General features: G+C 56.0%; 16 protein-coding genes. 7 read left to right on the top strand and 9 right to left on the bottom strand.

The window, feature by feature from the left end:
* Positions 1 to 10: 10 nt before the first annotated feature.
* From glsA to P156_RS13240, 4 genes are read right to left on the bottom strand one after another with little or no spacing between them, the layout of a single operon-like run.
* Positions 11 to 1,048: a glutaminase A gene (glsA, locus tag P156_RS11010; RefSeq protein ID WP_081818384.1), complete on the bottom strand. Its 1,038-nt coding sequence runs from the start codon at positions 1,046 to 1,048 to the stop codon at positions 11 to 13.
* A gap of 9 nt (positions 1,049 to 1,057) precedes the next feature.
* On the bottom strand, positions 1,058 to 1,603 hold the full coding sequence (locus P156_RS0100675; RefSeq protein WP_027868501.1) for a putative ABC transporter permease: 546 nt from the start codon (positions 1,601 to 1,603) through the stop codon (positions 1,058 to 1,060).
* Between the two features lie 7 nt (positions 1,604 to 1,610).
* On the bottom strand, positions 1,611 to 2,846 hold the full coding sequence (locus P156_RS0100670; protein WP_081818383.1) for a PucR family transcriptional regulator: 1,236 nt from the start codon (positions 2,844 to 2,846) through the stop codon (positions 1,611 to 1,613).
* Positions 2,737 to 3,423 carry a hypothetical protein gene (locus P156_RS13240; protein ID WP_027868499.1) on the bottom strand — a complete coding sequence of 229 codons (687 nt, stop codon included), beginning with the start codon at positions 3,421 to 3,423 and terminating at the stop codon, positions 2,737 to 2,739. The genes P156_RS0100670 and P156_RS13240 overlap by 110 nt, the downstream gene beginning before the upstream one ends.
* Before the next feature lie 632 nt (positions 3,424 to 4,055).
* Here P156_RS13240 and P156_RS13235 point away from each other — a divergent pair.
* Positions 4,056 to 4,286 carry a hypothetical protein gene (locus P156_RS13235; RefSeq protein WP_185752095.1) on the top strand — a complete coding sequence of 77 codons (231 nt, stop codon included), beginning with the start codon at positions 4,056 to 4,058 and terminating at the stop codon, positions 4,284 to 4,286.
* An 86-nt stretch (positions 4,287 to 4,372) separates the two neighbouring features.
* Positions 4,373 to 5,731: an MATE family efflux transporter gene (locus tag P156_RS0100660; RefSeq protein WP_242838675.1), complete on the top strand. Its 1,359-nt coding sequence runs from the start codon at positions 4,373 to 4,375 to the stop codon at positions 5,729 to 5,731.
* 74 nt (positions 5,732 to 5,805) lie between these two features.
* Here P156_RS0100660 and P156_RS0100655 read toward each other — a convergent pair whose 3' ends face one another.
* On the bottom strand, positions 5,806 to 6,456 hold the full coding sequence (locus tag P156_RS0100655) for an SGNH/GDSL hydrolase family protein (RefSeq protein ID WP_027868497.1): 651 nt from the start codon (positions 6,454 to 6,456) through the stop codon (positions 5,806 to 5,808).
* Between the two features lie 120 nt (positions 6,457 to 6,576).
* Between P156_RS0100655 and P156_RS0100650 the strand changes: the two genes are divergently transcribed.
* Complete coding sequence (locus P156_RS0100650) at positions 6,577 to 8,241, top strand: M20/M25/M40 family metallo-hydrolase (protein ID WP_027868496.1); 1,665 nt, start codon at positions 6,577 to 6,579, stop codon at positions 8,239 to 8,241.
* A 14-nt stretch (positions 8,242 to 8,255) separates the two neighbouring features.
* On the opposite strand, the gene P156_RS0100645 is transcribed toward P156_RS0100650, so the two are convergent.
* Entirely contained in the window at positions 8,256 to 9,188 is a 933-nt protein-coding gene (locus tag P156_RS0100645) for a DMT family transporter (RefSeq protein ID WP_027868495.1), read from the bottom strand.
* 614 nt (positions 9,189 to 9,802) lie between these two features.
* Positions 9,803 to 10,636 carry a hypothetical protein gene (locus P156_RS0100640; protein WP_027868494.1) on the bottom strand — a complete coding sequence of 278 codons (834 nt, stop codon included), beginning with the start codon at positions 10,634 to 10,636 and terminating at the stop codon, positions 9,803 to 9,805.
* Between the two features lie 576 nt (positions 10,637 to 11,212).
* Between P156_RS0100640 and P156_RS0100630 the strand changes: the two genes are divergently transcribed.
* Together P156_RS0100630 and P156_RS0100625 are read left to right on the top strand one after the other, a co-directional pair.
* On the top strand, positions 11,213 to 13,066 hold the full coding sequence (locus P156_RS0100630) for an NAD(P)-binding protein (RefSeq protein WP_027868493.1): 1,854 nt from the start codon (positions 11,213 to 11,215) through the stop codon (positions 13,064 to 13,066).
* Positions 13,060 to 14,811 (top strand): NADH-dependent [FeFe] hydrogenase, group A6, encoded by a 1,752-nt coding sequence (locus tag P156_RS0100625; protein WP_027868492.1) that lies wholly within the window; start codon positions 13,060 to 13,062, stop codon positions 14,809 to 14,811. Before P156_RS0100630 ends, P156_RS0100625 begins: the two co-directional genes overlap by 7 nt.
* A gap of 63 nt (positions 14,812 to 14,874) precedes the next feature.
* On the opposite strand, the gene P156_RS0100620 is transcribed toward P156_RS0100625, so the two are convergent.
* A complete protein-coding gene (locus P156_RS0100620) occupies positions 14,875 to 15,135 on the bottom strand; it encodes a hypothetical protein (RefSeq protein WP_027868491.1) in 261 nt (86 codons plus the stop codon).
* Positions 15,136 to 15,532: 397 nt separating this feature from the next.
* On the opposite strand from P156_RS0100620, the gene P156_RS0100615 reads away from it, so the two are divergent.
* On the top strand, positions 15,533 to 17,002 hold the full coding sequence (locus tag P156_RS0100615; RefSeq protein WP_051600462.1) for a Na+/H+ antiporter NhaC family protein: 1,470 nt from the start codon (positions 15,533 to 15,535) through the stop codon (positions 17,000 to 17,002).
* A gap of 82 nt (positions 17,003 to 17,084) precedes the next feature.
* Here P156_RS0100615 and P156_RS0100610 read toward each other — a convergent pair whose 3' ends face one another.
* A complete protein-coding gene (locus P156_RS0100610) occupies positions 17,085 to 17,969 on the bottom strand; it encodes a LysR family transcriptional regulator (protein ID WP_027868489.1) in 885 nt (294 codons plus the stop codon).
* A gap of 217 nt (positions 17,970 to 18,186) precedes the next feature.
* On the opposite strand from P156_RS0100610, the gene eis reads away from it, so the two are divergent.
* Entirely contained in the window at positions 18,187 to 19,443 is a 1,257-nt protein-coding gene (gene eis / locus P156_RS0100605) for an enhanced intracellular survival protein Eis (protein ID WP_027868488.1), read from the top strand.
* Positions 19,444 to 19,486 lie beyond the last annotated feature (43 nt).

The following is a 19,486-nucleotide window of genomic DNA, read 5'->3' as shown; positions in this document are numbered from 1 at the left end:
GGGGTGGCAATTATCTGCAGCGGCGCATGACTTTGTGCTTTGGAAACTCGTTGAGCGAGTACTCCTTGGCATCAGCGCCCGCAAGCTCGGTGTCATAGAAGAGGGCCAGCCGCAGCGTCTCTGAGATCTCCCGCAGGAGCCGGCAGCCCGCGATGCTGTTGCCCTTGGAATCTAAGGCAGGCCCGAACACGCCGATACCGGCCCGCTTGTCGGATACCGCCAGCAAACCGCCGCCCACACCGGATTTGGTGGGGATGCCCACTTCCACCGCATAGGTCCCCGATCCATCGTACATGCCGCAGGTCAGCATCAGGGTCTTCACGATCCGCACCGTCTCGCTGGACAGATACCGCTTGCCGGTGAGGTTTCCCACGCCGTCATTGGCCAGTCGGTTGGCAAAATTGGCCAGGGACTCCGCGGTCACGTCCAGGGAGCACATCCTGGTGTAGAAGCGAAGCGCGTCCTCCACGTCCGTCTCTATGATGGACTTGCTCTCCAGCAGGTAGCCGATGGCCCGGTTACGGGAGCAGGTGCCCATCTCCGACTCAAACACGGCCTTGTTGAGTTCGATGGACTCGTCATCGCAGAGTTCCCGGGCGAATCGTAGCATATCGTGGAAGCTCACCTCCTCGATGAGCATGCCGGCCACCGCGATGGCCCCGGAGTTGATCAGCGGGTTGTAGGGCTTGTTGGAGTTCAGGTCCAGCTCCACCAGGGAGTTGAATGCCTCTCCGGAGGGCTCCGCCCCCACCTTCTCGAACAGCTTCTCTGCCCCGAATATCTCCAGCGCCACGCAGAGCGAAAGGATCTTGGAGATGGACTGCATGGTGAAGCGTTTCTCCGCCTCTCCCAGCAGGATCTTCTCGCCTCGCAGCGGGTACACGCAAATGCCCAGCTGGTCGGGATCGACCTTGCCAAGCTCCGGGATGTAGTCTGCCACAGCGCCCCTTGGGATCTCCCGGCGGGCGACCTCCATGGCCTCCCCGATGATCCGCACCGCCTCCTCATGGCTCTTCAGTTCGTAATCCACATGTAAGGTATTCGACATGGTGTTCTCCTATCTAAGCAGTATAGTGTACAGAATATCGGCAACGAACAGGAACGCAAGCAGGATAGCGATCTTCCGGCAGCGCCTCTCCCCCATCCAGTCGGTCAGTTTCTCGAACAGTGGCTGGAGCACGTACAGAAACAGCACGCCTCCCAGCCCGAACCGAATGGCCGGGTTCAGCGCGATCCTGGCCTGGAAGTTAATGGCGTAGTCCGCGTAAGTCTGCCAGGGCCAGGCGCCGGTGCGCCACTCCAGGATGTAAGAGGCGATCAACTCCGTGGTGGTGGCGATGAGCATGCAGAGCAGGAACACCACCGGGATCCATTTCAGCCGCTGCCTTCCGGTCTTCTCCCGAATCATCGGATAGACCGCCAGCAGGAAGAGCATGGCACCGATACCGTAGATGGGCAGCCATGGTCCCCACAGCACACCCCGGTTGGAGAATCCCCAGTGGTAGACCACCACCTCCAGGAACACCTCATACAGCCACCCGATCACGGAATACAAGGTGAAATAGATCCAGATCCTATCCAGTTCCAGATGTTTTGGTCTCATATCGTCATCATCCTTCCCAGCTGTCCCGGCTCAGCGTCAACACCAGCACAGCCAGATTCAGACACTCCCGAAAATCCTCCTCGGACAAGGTCGGCGCCAGGATCTCGTGGATCCTGCGCAGCCTGTAGCGCACGGTGTTCTTGTGGCAGTATAGCTGCTCCGCCGCCTCGTTCAGATTGCCGTAGGCGCGGACATAGGCCACCGCCGTTTCCATCAGCAGCGCCCGATCTTCCTCTCCGTGCTCTCCCTCCAGCAGAGGGGCCAGAAAGGATTCCACATTGCTGACCAGCGTCCGGGAACTCATCTCCGGCGCCAGCAGCCGGTATATCCCCATATCCTCAAAACGCTTGCAGGGAACCTTCTCGATCCTGGCTACCCGCATAGCCCAGAAAGCCTCCCGGACCGCGGTGTCGAACCCGCTGTCCAGCCGAAGCACCCGGCTCATGCCCACCTGGATCTCCTTCTGTGGGATCCCAGCGGCGATGCACACATCCGTCAGGAGCACGTCCAGATCCCCCGCCTCCTTCTCTTCTCGGGACAGGAGCACAAAGCCTCCCTGCCGGAACCTGCACAAAGCCGCCCGCTCATTGTACCGGCTGTTCAGGGAAAGACGCCTGCTGTACCTGACGAAATGCTCCCGATCGAACAGCGCGGCAGCCGCCACACCCGCCCCTGCGGCCGCCCCTGTGCTCCCATCCTCGGGTTCCAACGCACAGAAGCATGCCACCTGTATGTATCTCTTCAACTGGGGTGCGATCCTCTGCTGAAGGCGCTGACTGTCCGCCGCGCTCAGATCCTTTGCCAGGATCTTCTCCAGCGCTGCCTGGATCTCTGACTCCGTCATATCCTGGCCCACCGCCTTCTTCACCGCCAACACGATATCCTCAAAGAACGCGTCATCTGTGATCTCGTAGACCGGGAAATCGTGCTCTTCTGCAAACGACAGCACCTCTTCCGGGAGGACCCGGAAGAAGATCGGCTTGTAGGCAAGACAACACACCCCCATCTGGTACAGCTTCTCCACTGCGGGAAGAAGCATCTGAGGGGCTTCCCTTGCAAACATCAGACTGGACAGCCCGATGCTCCTCCCATAAAACATCTCCTCCCGGCTGAACTCGATGCCCTCCGCAAACTCAAAATCGATGATCTCCGTAGCGGTCACCTCCGCCTCCAGACCACCCTCTCCGGCCAACAGCCGGAAACCGGAAAACTCCGGCAATTGCATGATGTCTCGTAATCTCATAGATCCTCCTGCCGAATGCCAATACTCTTTTTCTCATATTACCACAAATCCCCTGCCCGCGCCATAGGCAGACAGGGGGGTTCAATTCGTCCCGTGGGATCCATCCCCTCGTATCCCGATACCTCAGATGCTTCAGTGTACCAAAGGGCAGAGATATCCACTGGTCCGTCTCATAGACCGATACCTCCGTAACGCCGCCGAACGTGCCTGCATCTACGCTTGTCAACACTGCTTTGTATCGGCCGCCGGGGGACACAAAGCTTTGTTCGGAAACATCATCGAAACCAATCAGGACTCCCCCAAAGATCAGGAACAGACATACCGGGAACGCCAGGATGATCGTGCAGACTTCTATCCCCCTCTTCTTCCACTTCCCGCCTTCTGCTCTCGCAAACAGGATCCCGGACAGTATCAAAACCGCAAGCAGCAGCCCGATCGAAAGCAGCAGCCAGATAGTTTTGTTTTGGATCTCGTACTCCCACTCTGTAGCGGCACAGGCACATACAAACACCAGGTTAAACAGGAGCACTGCATAGTTGCAAACTGCCAAACAGAATTGTCTATTTCCTTTTTTCATTCTGAAACTCTGCCTCCCTCGGGCACCTCGCCATCTTCAATAAACCGGTATTATTGGTCCCGTTTCCATCCAACGTGTTTTCTCGGATTCTGTTCCCAAAGTCAGGGTATTCCATGCCGAGGGATACAGAAATCCTGAAAGACAAGGGTTTTCGTATCCCGCCCCCCTGAACCAGGTAGCGTTGGGAACAGAATCATCCATATTGAGGTGCCGGGATACAGAAATCGCCGTTTTGTCGGAATCCTGTATCCACACCCCTCCCGTGGCCACAGGATGGGAACAGTTCTACTCCATTTGGCCACTTTGGCAGTAGTAGAACTGCGCCCTTCAGTTTTGCGTTCTGGACGCGTTTCTTTCGCTCGCTGGCCCAAGGCATCTCTCGCAATATCCGCTGAGAGAACGGCTGTTTTTTTGTTAGGGCAGGATTCTCGTATATTTAGGGAAGCCTTCTCCATGTATATCGAAATCCTTCCCTAAGGAATAGAGAACATTGGGAAAACCTTGGGGGAGGTTTCACGTATGTTTGGGGAAGCCTACCCCATGTATATTGATTTACTCCCCAAATAGGTGAGATGAAACTGCCGATCGAGTTCCTTCGGTGTTCAGAAAAGTCAATTTCCGTGGATAATACCATGTATAACGAGCGACAGATCTCCCCTGCCGCTATAGGCGGCGGGTTCCATCTCCCACCCAAGGTACAGAAGACCCACAATTCCTTCAGAGTGAAGGAACTGCCGACCTCTTCGATCGGGCGCAGACAGACATTGCTGCTGGCGGAGGCCACATATAGCCTGACTTTGTCAACAGCCCGGGCGTTAATCTGCGACCAACATCACGCACGGAGCAAGCGCTCGGCTTCTTGAAAAAGAAAAAAGAAAAGAGTATACTGTAGTACAACGACTGCGACTCCAAAGGGGACGCCATCCGGTTTTCTAGCACAGGGAAGGGAGTGACACTGACGAAAAACAACAAGAACGACATCAACATGCTGAGTGGGACTCTATGGGACAAGATCCTCTGGTTCGCCATTCCGCTGGCAGCGACCAGCATCCTGCAGCAACTTTTCAACGCGGCAGACGTGGCTGTTCTGGGACAGTTCGTCGGAAAGGAGGCCATGGCGGCGGTGGGAAGCAACGCCCCATTGACCGGTCTTCTGGTCAACCTGTTCGTGGGGCTTTCCATCGGGTCCAACGTGGTCATCGCCCGGTGCATCGGGCAGCGCAACCAGAAGAGGATCCAGGACGCGATCCACACCTCCATCGCCGTTGCGGGCATCAGCGGATTCATCGTCATGGTGCTGGGGCTTCTGGTCTGCGATCCCATGCTGGTGATCCTGGGCGTCCCGGCGGAAATCAAACCCCTGGCTGGCCTCTACCTGCGGATCATCATGATCGGCATGCCCTTCACCATGCTCTACAACTTCCTATCCGCCATCTTCCGTAGCCGTGGAGACACCAACACCCCGCTGATCGTGCTGGGCATCACCGGCTGCATTAACGTGGTCCTGAACCTGGTGTTCGTGGTAGGCCTCCACCGCAGCGTGGACGGCGTTGCCCTGGCCACCGTCATCGCCAACGCATGCAGCGCCGCCATCCTTCTGTACGTCCTTCGCAGCCGGACACCGGATCCCTATCGGGTACACCTGCGAAAGCTCAGAATCAACGGCTACATCGTCAAGGATGTGATGCGCATCGGCATCCCCTCCGGCGTGCAGGGGATGGTCTTCTCCATCTCCAACCTGATCATCCAGTCCGCCATCAACAGCCTGGGAGCAGACGTGATGGCAGGCTCTTCCGCCGCCTTTTACCTGGAGATATTCGCCTTCTTTATCCTGAACGCCTTCAGTCAGGCCTGCACCACCTTTGTGGGCCAGAACTACGGTGCTGGTAACTACGCCAGATGTCGCCGGGCGATCCGATGGTGCCTGTGGATGAACGTGGGCTTCACGATGGCGCTGGCCATCGCCATCATCCTGTTCGTGGATCCCCTACTGCGAATCTTCAACCCGGACCCCGATGTGATCGCCATGGGACATATCCGCGTGGTAGCACTGCTGTCCTTCGAGTTCTTCAACTGCATCAACGAGACCCTGTCTGCCGCCATGCGCGGTCTGGGCTACTCCCTGGTGCCTGCCCTGACCTCCCTCATCGGCATCTGCGGCGTACGGATCCTATGGGTGTATTTCGTGTTCCCCATGCGGCACACCTTCCCCACCCTTCTGATCTGCTATCCGTTGAGCTGGTGTGTTACCATGTTCGTCATGCTGGCGGCCTATCTTGCGGTGAGCCGAAAGGTTCTCGGCCATTGATCCCTGCACAAAGCCTTCTGCCCTAGAAAAAGCGGCGCCCGCGTCAGATACCATCTGCGGGCGCCGCTTTCCGTCTATTTACATATCCTTCTGATCTGGTCTGCTGCCGCATCGGCCAGGGCTTTGTGCCCCTCCTCGGGGAGATGCAGACAGTCGATGAGGCTGGCCTGGGCGAACTCCGCCGCATCCAGGAATCCGCAGCCCCGTTCCTTCGCCACCTGCCGGTACAGGGGCGCCAGCGCCTCGGACTTGTCCACCACGCTGTCGTCCAGATCCCATTCCAGCATCAGGTAACTTCCCAGAAGCTCCCGCCGGATGTGAGGCGGCGACAGCAGGAGAACCTTAGGCGCGCTCTCCCCCGGTCCCGCGCCAGAGCCCTGGATGATCTCCACCAGCCGGTCCATGTCCCGGGAGATGCCGTAGGCAGAGTCGGAGAACCTGCCCCGCGTATCGTTGGTTCCCAGCATCACCACCACCAGATCGATGGGAGCGTGGGATTTCAGACAGGGGACGATATAGTCCACCGCGCTGATGTGGGTCAGGACCTCGTCCTTGGCGCAAATGGTCCGGTAGCAGAGTCCTTCCTCGATGATGTGGTACTGCGGTCCCAGCAGCCCTGCCAGGCGGCCGGCCCACCGGACATCCCGGGGATATCTGGCTCCCATGCCGCCGGGCACCCAGCCCCAGGTGTTAGAATCGCCTAATATGAGAATGTTGTATTCCATGGTCGTCTCCTTCCGCAGATCATGTTTTTATGATATCATTATTTCTCGCACGTAGCAACCTGATAATCTGTGCTATAATAAGTGCACCTACTGTACAATTTCGGGACCAAGGAGGCTCCCATGAACCACCCCATCGATTTTGAACGGGCGGCCGAGCGCATCGCCCAGACGGCTCACCAGTACGTTAACGTCTGCTCCTTCACCGACACCCGGCAGGAGCGGAATGTGGAGGATTTCCTTCTGGATCATTTCTCTGCGATCCCCTACTACCAGGCCCATCCGGATCACTACGGCATCTACCGGATCCCCGCAGATCCCCATGAACGCGGGGTCTTCTGGGCTTTGTGCAAGGGAGAGGGGCCGGACACCGTGGTCATGGTTCACCACTACGACACCGTGGGGATCGAAGATTTCCGCGACCTGAAAGACTATGCCCTGGCGCCAGATGCCCTGCGGGAGCAGCTCCTGGACAACATCGCCCTGTTCTCCGGAGAGACCCGGGCGGACATCGAAAGCGGTGACTACGCTTTTGGCCGGGGGATCTGCGACATGAAAGGCGGCGGCGCCATCCAGTATACCCTGCTGGAGCAGTACACAGAACTCCCTGATTTCCAGGGGAACGTGATCGTCATCGGCGTTCCGGACGAAGAAAACCTCTCCGCTGGCATGCGGGGCGCGGTACGCCTTCTGGCTGAAATGAAGGAGAACTACGGACTGCGTTACAAGCTGATGATCAACTCCGAGCCCCACCAGCGCCGCAAGGCGGATACCGGGATCATCTCCCTTGGGTCCATGGGCAAGATGATGGCGTTCGTATACGTACGCGGGTCTCTGTCCCACTGCGGCAAGGTGTTCGAAGGCCTGAACCCCGTGAACGTCCTGTCCGAGATCGTCCGCCGCACGGAGCTGAACATGGACCTCGCCGATTTCTGCCAGGGGGAGAGCGCCATGCCCCCAACCTGGCTCTACGCCAAAGACAGCAAGGACGTCTATGACGTGTCCCTACCCCTCAGCGCCTACGGCTGTCTCAGCGTGCTGAACCTGACCATGACGCCTCCGGAACTGTTGCGACACCTTCAGAAGATCTGCAGCGATTCCTTTGATGCGGTGCTCTCCTCCATGAACAAAGCCTGGCGCACCTTCTGCGCCAAGACCGGACGGCCGGAAGCCGACCTTCCATGGAAGAACAGGGTGACCGGGTTCAGAGAGCTTTGTGCAGAGGCGGAGGCTGCTCGCGGAGAAACCTTCCGCAAGGCCCTTGCCGAAAAGAAAAAATCCCTCCGGCGGCAGATGCGTCAGGAGAACCTCTCCATCGTGGAATGCGATCTGGCGCTGGTGGATTTTGTCTATGACTATGTGCCAGATATCGCGCCCCGGATAGTCTACGGGCTGGTACCGCCCTACTATCCTTGCGTTTCGAATCTGGAATACGAGAAGACCGACCCGCAGATCGCCGGGCTGTTCCCCCAACTGCAGTCCTATGCGGCTGACCAGTTCGGCCAGAAGTACGACAAAGAGTATTTCTTCTCCGGGCTGTCAGACCTGAGCTTCACGGGCCTCAGCGACCCCGCCGGAGTGGAGAAGGCGCTGCGGGAGGAGATGCCCCTGTATGGCGACCTCTACGATCTCCCGGTAGACGCCATCTGCGCCATCGCCATGCCCTGCATCAACATCGGACCCTGGGGCAAGGACTTCCACAAGCTCACCGAGCGGGTGTATCTGGAGGACCTGCTGCACCAGACACCCATGTTGGTAGACCGAGCGGTAAAGTACATGCTGGGCTGATCACTGCTCTGTCATCACGCCTCTCCCCCTCGGTTGACAATATAAATTCCTGCGCAAACCAGCGCCAGCGACAGCAACAGCACCGGCTGTAGTTTCTCATATTCCGTCAGGACCACTGCCGAGATGGCCACCCCAAAGATCTGTGTGGTGAACCCGAAGATGCTGATCCTGGACACCGGGTTGTACTTCAGGAGAACGCCCCACAGGGTGTATGCTACCGAAGAAATGCAGGCCATATAGACCAGCAGCAGGATCCCCCACCAGGCCAGCAGATGCAGATGCCCTCCAAACACCAGCCCCAGCAGGATCATCACCAGGCCTCCCAGGGTGAACTGATACCCGCTGAGCATTACCGGATCGGCATGCTGGGTGAACCGACGGATCAGGGCGGTGGAGGTGGAAGCGCTGATGGCACTGAGCAGGATGGCCCCCTCCCCCAGCAAGTGGAACTCCCAGGTGATGGTGCTGCCATCCATGGTGACCAGCACCAGTCCCACAAAGCCCAGCAGGCAGCCCACCACCTTGCGCCGGGTCATGATCTCCTGGCGGAAGACATATACGGCAATGAGGATCGCTATGAAACTGTTCATCCCATCCATGATGGAGGCCTTCACGCCACTCATGTGGGCCAGCGCAATAAAAAAGAACGCATACTGTCCCACCGTCTGAAAGAGGCTTAGTGTGGCCACGTAGCGCAGATGGCCTCGGGCCGGAAACAGGAAATGTCGCTGCTGCATGCTTCCCACGGCGATGACGATGAGTCCCGCCAGCAGAAACCGACAGCCTGCCAGCAGGATCTGGGACGCCGTGTCTCCTCCGGCCACATCGAACACCTGGTAGGATTTCTTGACACACGCAAAGGCACTTCCCCACAGGGCGCAGCAAAGCATGGCGGTCCCCCACACCACCACTGTATTATGAAAGATACTCGTTCCCTGCTTTTCCACTGCGCCCTCCTGTTTGCTGATCATTTAAGGCGGAGCAAAGCTCCTGACGTGCTCGCACGTCGAGGACGAAGCGACCGCCTGCAACGAGCTTATTATACACGATAATCGTGGACATTTCCAGCGGTCGGGCGCTTGTGGTGTGGGTCGGTGCCGGGGAGGGGCTGCCATGCGGCGACCGTTGGTGCTGACGTGCGGTGACCGTTGCCAATACCTAGGATTCCACTACTTTTGTTTCCATTTTACCCCCATACAGAGGCTTGGAAACCAATAACCTCAAAAAACACGATTTCCGTATCCCTGATGTCATTTTTCAAAAAAAACGTTACATTTCTTCACAAATATCTTGTTCAGGATACGAAAAACAGTCTTTCTGAGAAAAACCGTATCCCAGCGGCTTATTTCCCTTGTACATGCAACAGAAAACACATAATTTTCGATTTGGGCAACCGCCACCTACAGAGCATTATTGCCCGCCTCCTACTGATCATTATAGCCCACCTCCTACTGATCATTATAGCCCGCACTACTGATCATTATAGCCCGCACCTACTGCAGCATTGTAGCCGGTCCACGTATCAGGGCCGACCCCCCGGAAGGGGGCCGGCACTCTGTCATCAGGCCCGAGTCTTTGGCAAGATCATACGTCGCAGAAGTTGCATGGTTGCATAGGCGTTGATCTTCCCATCTCTGTTATCTGCCGTCAGAAACAGATCTTTGTTCAGAGTGTAGCCATTGTTGATGTACAGTTCCAGTTTTTTAATTGCCTTGTCCCTATACTCCTGATGGGATAGCATTCCGAGATGTTCAAGAATCGGGTTCTTTCCATGGATCGTGCCGATCAGATAATCCGCATCTTTGTGGATCTTCGCACCGGATTCGTCCACCAACGGGATGTCGACATCGCTCTGAAAGGGGATGCCCAGAAAGGTCAACTGATCATGCAGGATGACCTCAGACTTTGATCGCGCTCGTTCGCCCTTGCTGTTCACATTGGCTTCCGGCCCGTATGGATAGCGGTTCCGCTTGTAAGGACGACGGCTCCATTCCTCAGCAGTCATCAACACAGGATCCTTGTTCACCAGACCCGTCGTATCCCGATAAACAGCCGGCATGGCATCCTCCACAGTGTCCATGTCATACCCCTTGTATTTTCCAATGTTTTCCTCCAGAAAGGCCTTGGCTTCCTCCAATAATTTCCGGAACGTTTGATTGTATTTCTGTTGCTTGATCTCGATCACCTTGGGATGCCGCTCATTGCCCAACTTCTCGGAGTGTCGATGGAGCTCTCCATCCTCCCCAACAACTGCAACTCGGCGATGATATGTGAACTCCTTCTTGCAAGGCCTCACCATGAGCATCGATCCATCATCTTGAACCTCCAGGTTGTCCAGCAGGTAGTTCACTGCTTCCAGCTCTTCCCTCAAAATGCTGTCAATATCATAATACATTTTTCCACCTCCCACATCTTACATATAATCCGTTTCCAATATACTTTCATTTGGCGCGTTCATTCCCTCTGTACTCTCAAACACGAGTGCGGGATACAAAAAAACAAAAAAACCTTGATTTCCGTATCCATCAAGGCTGATCATGCTCCATCTATTCCCCCCGGTTCACCAATCCTCACTTGGGAAACGAAAAACCCGGTTTCTCAGAAATTTTGTATCCCAACATCCCCTTACTCAAGGCTTGTGGAATGCTTTGTGCCTGAAAAGCGAATCTGGCAACCGCGCCTGCTGCCGCACTCGTCCAGGCCTCTTCATTCAAATACCAACAATATCACCTCCTCTGCCACGACAAAGCCAGGAGCGTGCAGCCCCTGGCTCTCTATAAATCTGGACAGTATCCTCCACCTCGATCATACCATGAGCTGCCGCGGAATTCAACCGTCGTGATTATTTTCTCGTAAAATACAAATTTCGATATTTCCTTCACAATAATTATATGATACAATGAGCCAAAGTAGTGAAATTGAATGAAAAGTTACATTATATGTCAAATGACGAGAGGATGGTGGTCACCAAGTGAGCAGATTAGAGTTTAAACAGAAGGATCAGGCCCAGCGGCAGATGGAAAGCCTCTACCGGGACCTGGAAAGACGGATCATTGCCAGTCCCCCCAGCCAGTGTCCGGTGGATATGACGGCATCCTTCCTCAGACTGTGTCAGGCGCAGTCCTGCGGCAAGTGCGTACCTTGCCGGGTGGGAATCGAGCAGATGATCATCATGATCAGCAAGATCCTGAGCCTGAACACCGAGAGCCGGATGAAGGATCTGGATCTCCTGGAGAAGACCGCGGAATCCATCAAGGTCTCCTCCGATTGTGCCATCGGCACCGAATCCGCCGAAATGGTCCTGAAGGGACTGAAGAGCTTCCGCGATGATTACATCTCCCACATCGAGAAGAACCGCTGCGCTGATCACCTGCGGGATACCCGGCACTCCATTCCGTGTATCGCCAAGTGCCCGGCAGAGGTGGACATCCCGGGTTACATCACGCTGGTCAAGGAAGGCCGATACGACGATGCAGTCCGGCTGATCCGGAAGGACAACCCCTTCCCCACCGTGTGCGCCCTGATCTGCGAGCACCCCTGCGAGAAGCACTGCCGCAGAAACATTCTGGACGCCCCGCTGAATATCCGCGGCCTGAAGATGTTCGCAGTGGATCACTGTGCCGACACCGTCCCCATCCCTCAGAAGATGGACGACACTGGCAAGAAGATCGCCATCGTAGGCGGTGGCCCCAGCGGCCTGACGGCGGCCTACTATCTGGCACTGATGGGGCACAAGCCCACCATATTCGAGATGCGCAAGCAACTGGGCGGCATGCTCCGCTACGGCATCCCCAGCTACCGCCTGCCCCGCCAGAAACTGGAATGGGACATCGATTCCATCCTATCTGCAGGCATCGACGTCAAGCTGGAGACCAATATCAACAACGAGGCCAGCATCAAGAAACTGATCAAAGACTACGACGCTGTCTACGTGGCGCTGGGTGCCCACAACTACAAGATGATCGGCATCGAGGGCGAGGAAAGCAACGGCGTCTACTCCGCCGTGGATATGCTTCGGGCCATCGGCGACAACATCTATCCTGATTTCGAAGGCAAGCGCGTGGTCGTTGTCGGCGGCGGCAACGTGGCCATGGACGTGGCCCGCACCGCCATGCGTCTGGGGGCTTCCCACGTAGACATCGCTTATCGTCGGCGGAAGGTGGACATGTCCGCCCTGCCCGAGGAGATCGAGGGTGCCATCGCAGAAGGGTGCAATCTGCTGGAACTGCGTACCCCTGTCCGCATCGAGTCCGATGAGGAAGGTAACGTTACCGCCATGGTGCTCCAGCCCCAGAAGGTCGGTGAGTACGACTCCTCTGGCCGCCCCAAGTCCTTCCCCTGCGACAAAGCCGAGCAGGTGGTTCCCTGCGACATCGTGGTGGCCGCCATTGGTCAGGAGATCGACTCCAGTATTTTCGAGAAAGCAGGCGTTTCCGTCCTGTGGAACAAGCTGAACACCAACTCTTCCATGAAGGTCATCGGTATGGAAGGTGTATTCGCCGGCGGCGACTGCGTAACGGGACCATCCACAGTCATCAACGCCATCGCCCAGGGCAAGGTAGCTGCCGCCAATATCGACAACTACCTGGGATACAATCATGAGGTCGTATTGGACATCGAGATTCCGGATGCCGATCTGGAGGACAAACGCCCCTGCGGACGTTCCGAACTCACCTCTCGTTATCCGGATGAGAGAAACCGGGACTTCGACGGATTCGAAAACGGGCTTCTTCTCGAGGAAGCCATCCAGGAAGCAAGTCGTTGCCTGCGCTGTGACTGCAACAGCCTGGGCGCATTCAGAGGAGGGAGGCAGGTCAAATGGTAAACATCACCATCAACAACATGAAAATATCCGTGCAGGCCGGCACCACTATCCTGAATGCCGCCCACGATGCGGGCATCGAAATTCCCCATCTCTGCTATTGGGAGGGACTGAACAACATCGGCGCATGCCGTGTCTGCGTGGTGGAACTGGTGGGCATGGAGAAACTGATCTCCGCCTGCAACACCGAAGTAGCAGAGGGCATGGAGATCCTCACCAACAGTCCCAAGGTCCGTCAGGCTCGGAAGACCAATGTCCGTCTGATCCTGTCGGAGCATGACTGCAAGTGCGCCATCTGCACCAGGAGTGGCAACTGCGCCTTGCAGACCATCGCGCGCAACCTGGGCATCTCTTCACCCAAGTACGACGATATCGCAGACAAGTACAACTGGCTTAGGGACTTCCCTCTTCGCCGTACCGCCAGCAAGTGCATCAAGTGCATGCGCTGCATCCAGGTATGTGACAAGATCCAGGATCTGCACATCTGGGAGATGGTAGGCACAGCCCAGCGGACCACCGTTGGTGTCCGGGATGGCAAGACCATGGACAAGGCAGGCTGCTCCCTGTGCGGGCAGTGCATCACCCACTGTCCGGTGGGCGCCCTGAAGGAAAGGAACGATACAGACTTTGTGCTGGACGCTCTGGCCGATCCTGAGAAGGTGGTCATGGTGCAGTTCGCACCGGCAGTTCGTGTCGCCTGGGGCGAGAAGGTGGGCCTGCACCGGGTGGAGCAGACCACCGGCAAGCTGGTGGCTGCCCTGAAGGAAATCGGATTCGACTATGTATTCGACACCGTGTACTCCGCAGACATGACGATCATGGAGGAAGGCAGCGAGCTGATCCAGCGGCTGGGAGCCAGAGACGAGCACAAGTGGCCCATGTTCACCTCCTGCTGCCCGGGCTGGCTGCGGTACGTGAAGGCCGAGTATCCTGAATTCCTGCCCAACCTGTCCACCGCCAAGTCACCGCAGCAGATGTTTGGGGCCCTGTCCAAGACCTACATGGCGGAGAAGCTGGGAATCGATCCGAAGAACGTCTACTCCGTCTCCATCATGCCCTGCACCGCCAAGAAATACGAGTGCGACGTGGAGGAGGTCAACGACAGCGGCTACAAAGACGTAGATGTGGTCATCACCACCCGTGAACTGGACTCCCTGATCATGGCCGACGGCATCAACGTGGAAGAGCTGAAGGAAGCGCCCTTTGACAACTTCTTCGGAGAAGGCACCGGTGCCGGCGTTATCTTCGGAGCGACCGGCGGCGTCATGGAGGCAGCCTTGCGCTCCGCTTACTTCCTGGTCACCGGGGAAAACCCGCCGGCAGAGGCCTTCAAGAACGTCCGTGGCATGAACGGCTGGAAGGAATCCACCTTCAATTTCGCTGGGAGAAAACTCCGGGTCGCCGTGGCCAACGGCCTGGGCAACACCCGTAAGCTTCTTGAGGCCATCAAGGCCGGAGAGGTGGAATACGACTTTGTGGAGATCATGGCCTGTCCGGGCGGATGCGCCGGCGGCGGCGGACAGCCCATCCACGACGGCACCGAGATGGCAGAGCTGCGCGGCAGCGAGCTGTACAACATCGACAGTACCAAACACATCCGGTTCTCCCATGAGAACCCCACAGTGCAGTTGACCTACAAGGAATACCTGGGAGCACCCATGTCCCACCGTGCTCACGAACTTCTACACACAGAGGCAGACCGGTGGAGCATGATCCCCAAGTACAGCTGGTCTGAGCCGAATCACTGATCCTGCACACCAAAGCAAAAAAGACCGAGAGCCCTTCCGGACTCTTCGGTCTTTTTCTGATTATTACTGCGCCTGCGTGATCAAGTCTCTGGACGGCTGATAGTGCTTCTTCAGAAGCTCTGCCCTCATCACGACCTTCTCCTCAGCCCTTTCCTTCCAAAACGAGTAGTGTATCCATCTGGTTGCACAGACGGTCAGGGCTGCCATGGTGAGAAACGAGCAGAGTGTGTAGATTACCACGTTGTCCTGTGTCAGGTAAGCTGCCACTGCTGCAAGGATGGTAACGATTCCGCTGATTGCGATTGTGCTCTTGTTAATTCTCATTGTATTTCCTCCTTTAACATTTCGTAAGTATGTTTAGAAGGGGTGCGCGCCCTGTGTTTCTTTATCTGTATAATAGCACGCCTTTCATGTTTTGTAAAACTAATAAATTTTATACTTTCGATCAATATTATCTATCGAGCATAGATCCAGAAGAACTGGGTGATCCGTCCGTACAATCCAAGCCGACACGGTTTTGGCCCCGTGACGGATCTAGAGAAGATACTATTTGATCACGGAATACATTCCCCAAACCATCAATCACTTATATCAATCGTTTCAATAGAAATTATTTATTACAATTCTAAAAAAGAATGTGTTATCCTATAATAGCAATTATGGGCTGGTTCCTTGATGGAAGCCAGCCTTATACTATGGTTTTTTATAGGAGGAAGTTTTTATGATTGGATTTATCAAGGGAGTTCTGAAGTTCGTCCCGGTGTTCCTGCTGGCCGGACTGATGATCTCCGGGCAAGATGCCATGATCGCTGCACCTCTGGCGTTCGTATGCGCCGTCGTTGTTGCGATGGTGGTTGAGAGGAAGAAATGGCAGGAGTGTCTGGACGCGGCTATGGGTTCTGTGAAAAACATCCTGGTCGCATTGTTCATCCTGATGCTGGCCTACACCATGGCCAACTGCTTCATGGGCTACGGTGTCGGAGCAGCTATCGTCAACATCGCCCTGATGCTGGGTGTCACCGCCAAGACCGTGGCGGCTATCGGTCTGATCTGCACCGGTATCCTTTCCGTAGCGACGGGTACTTCCTGGGGAACGTTCGCGGCCTGCGCGCCGATCTTCCTGTGGCTGTCCCACATCGTTGGCGGTGATCCGCTGCTGACCGTATGTGCTATCGCAGGCGGTTCCTGCTTCGGCGACAACATCGGACTGATCTCCGATACCACCATCGTATCCTCTGGTATCCAGGGAGTACAGGTCGTTGACCGAATCCGTCACCAGGGTGTCTGGTCTGTCAGCTGCCTGGTTCTGGCTGCGATCGCCTTCTTCATTGCCGGCCAGCTAATGGGACTGTCCGGACATGCAGTGGAGCATTTCGACATCTACGCCAACCTCTCCCAGGATGCCATAGATTACATCAAGGAAGAGAAGCCTGTTGCTCTGGATCTGCTGGAGCAGGTAGATAAGGGCGTGGCTCTCTACATGGCCCTGCCACTGGTTCTGGTTGTAGGCCTTGCCATCGCAGGTGTCAACACCTTCGCCTGCATCGGCTCCGGTATCGTCTCTTCCTTTATTCTGGGCAAGTTTGCCGGTACCGCAGGAAGCTTCCAGGACTTCCTTGATAACTACATGTACGTTGGTATCGAGGATGCCGGCAGCTGGGTCATCCCCATGATGATGTGGGTCGCAGCCTTCGGCGGCGTCATGCAGCTGATGGATGCCTTCCAGCCTTTGGCCAAGCTCATCGCCAAGATCGCGCGGAAGGTCCGCCACCTGCTTGGCTACAACGCCATCCTGTCCCTGCTTGGTAACGCCGCCCTCTCCGATGAGATGGCGCAGATCGTTACCATCGGACCTGTTATCAAGCAGGTCACCGAAGACAACGTCTGGTGCGCCAACGAGCAGGCTAAGTACAAGCTGGCTCTGCGTAACGCCACCTTCGGCGACGCTATGGGCGTGTTCGGTTCCCAGCTGATCCCCTGGCACGTATACCTGGGCTTCTATGTAGGAATCGCTGCTGCCGTCTACCCGGTGGTCTCCATCACACAGGTGGACATCATCAAATACAACTTCATGGCGATGATCGCAGTCGCTACGCTGATCATCCTCACCTTCACCGGTCTGGACAGATTCATCCCACTCTTCGCAATGCCGAAGGAGCCGGAAGAGGTTCAGCTGAAGAAGAACATGTAAATCGCATTTCCATGCAAACAGGGCGCCCACCGAGGCGCCCTGTTTTTTGGTGTGTGAGTTGTTCCAGATGAGCTGGTCTCCCCTACGCGTACTCCTCCACCACCTTGACAAACTCTTTCATGACCGGGCTCATCCAACGATCCTTGCTGCAGATATAGTTTGCGTACATATCGAAAGAGATCTCCTCACAGCCAATGCTGACCAGCTGGCCGGACTCCAGGTAGGTAGAAGCGGCAAACGCCGGCACAAAGGTGATGCCATGGCCTCCCAGAAGAACCTGCAGTATCGCATCCACCGAGCCCATCTCCATCACCGGATGGAAAGGGATCCCCTCTTGGCGAAGCTGCCTTTCCAGGAGAGCTGAGTATCCGATTTCCCGGTCCGCCACGATAAACTGATTCTCCACGATCTCCGCCAGCGACAGCGATCCATTCTCCAGGATCGGATTGTTCGGATAGGTGAGGAAGACAAGCGGCTGATAAATACTGGTCACTGTCCGAAACTCAGGACGCGCGTTCTGCTCCTCCAACATGATCAGGAAATCGATCTCTCCCCTGGCCACCTTCAGTGTGGTGTCCTCCGGATAATCCGAGACCTTTACCACGAGCCGCACCTGAGGGTGACGCTGTGCATACCTGAGCAGGATGTCCGGCAGAACACTGGACGCATAGGAAGTCGCAGAACAGATGCGAAGTTCTCCGGTCAGTACTTCCTGTGGACGGACACTGTTGATCGCTTCCTCCTCCGCCTTCAGCATGTTCAGCGCGTAAGGCAAGAAGGTTTTCCCCGCCTGCGTCAGGCTGATCCGTTTCCCGATCCTGTCAAACAGCGGCACCCCAAGTTCCTTCTCCATAGTCTTGATCTGGGCAGTCACCGCCGCCTGTGAGTAGCCCAGACTCTCCGCCGCCCGGGTAAAGTTGTTAAACTCCACGATCTTCACAAAAGTCGCTACGTTCTTGTTTTCCATGCACGATCTCCTCCGGTATCCCTTTACACAAAGCCTGCTCTTTCAGGCTCCTTCAACGCAGATCGCGTTGACTAATACCCATATTATACACCAAGTCGGAACAGAGGGAAATGGTGTTCTGCCCGTGAAGAGCCCTTTGTATTAATCTACAAGTATTTACGATAGCTTAATCAGTCAGAATAATTTATAATATTATCATAAAGAAAGGAGCACCGCTATGGACAAGAAACGCGAAATCCGTCCGGTTGGCCCGGACTACCTGGAAGAATATCTTGAGATCTATCTGAACGCATACCCTGCCTTCAAGTCGCTGGACAAAGAATGCCGTCAGTCCTACCGGGAGAAATTCATGCTGGACATGACCACCGATAAGGAAGTCGAGTTCGTGGGCATGTTTGAGGGAGACAAACTCATCGCGCAGATGAAGCTTGTAAACTTCAAACTCAATCTGTATGGTCAGATCCAGCCCGCCGTGGGACTCATGTCTCTGGCCGTCCATCCTTTGTATAAGAAACAGGGTGTGGCTCTGGCCATGGTTCGCTACTATGAGGATTATGCCCAGAGCCGGTCTGATGTGGCCATCCTGCTTCCCTTCAACATGGCATTCTACCGGAAGATGGGATATGGTCTGGGGGCCAAGATGGACGAGTACCATATGCAAACCGCCCAACTGCCCAAGTGCCTCGATCTCAGCGCACTCCGCCTGCTCACCATGGATGACCTGGATGAGGTTCTGGCCTGCCACGAGGCCTTCGCCCGCAGCAATCACGGTATGCTCATCAAATTCGAAGAGGAGATCCGCGAGATGCGAGGGGACTTCAGTACTTTTCGCACAGGCTATTACGACGACGGCAAACTGGTGGGTTATGTTGCATACCGCATGGTGGATGTCAGCGAAACCAACTATACACTGAACGAGCTGGTGGTAGACGAGTTGATCTACCGCGACAGCACGGTGCTGAAGACCCTGCTTGGATTCCTTCGAAACCAGGGAGATCTGGCCCAGACCATCGTGCTCCGTTCCGGTGAAGAAGACTTCTATCACCTGCTGGATGATGCTGCAGACCTCTGCGGAAACTACATTCCCTTCGGCTACCTCCAGACCAACGTCTCTGCCATCGGCAACATGTATAAGGTTCTGGATCCTGCGGGATTCGTGGAGCATACAGATTACCGTACTTTCCCAGGCATCGATCTCAACGCCCGGTTCTGCTACCACGATGAAATGGCTGATACCGACGAAACACTTAACATCGCATTCCGAGACGGAAAATGGAGCAACGCGCCGGGTGTGGATCCGGATATCACCATCACCTGCCGTATGAGCGATCTGTCCTCCCTTCTGATGAACTGCGGAAGGCTTGGCTCCTTCGTGCGGCTTGGTGTCATGTCCGTTGACTGCATCGACCGTCTGGCCGATCTGGATCTGCTCCTCTACAGCAGCCAGAAGCCCTTCAGCAATTCCGACTTTTAAGGCCTGATACGTCACTGGGACGAGCGTAACGCTCGTCCCGTTT

Source organism: Eubacterium sp. AB3007, from assembly GCF_000688015.1.
GTDB lineage: Bacteria > Bacillota > Clostridia > Peptostreptococcales > Anaerovoracaceae > Aminicella.
Note: the sequence above shows the minus strand (reverse complement) of the source record. Positions and strands in the feature narration are given on the sequence as shown.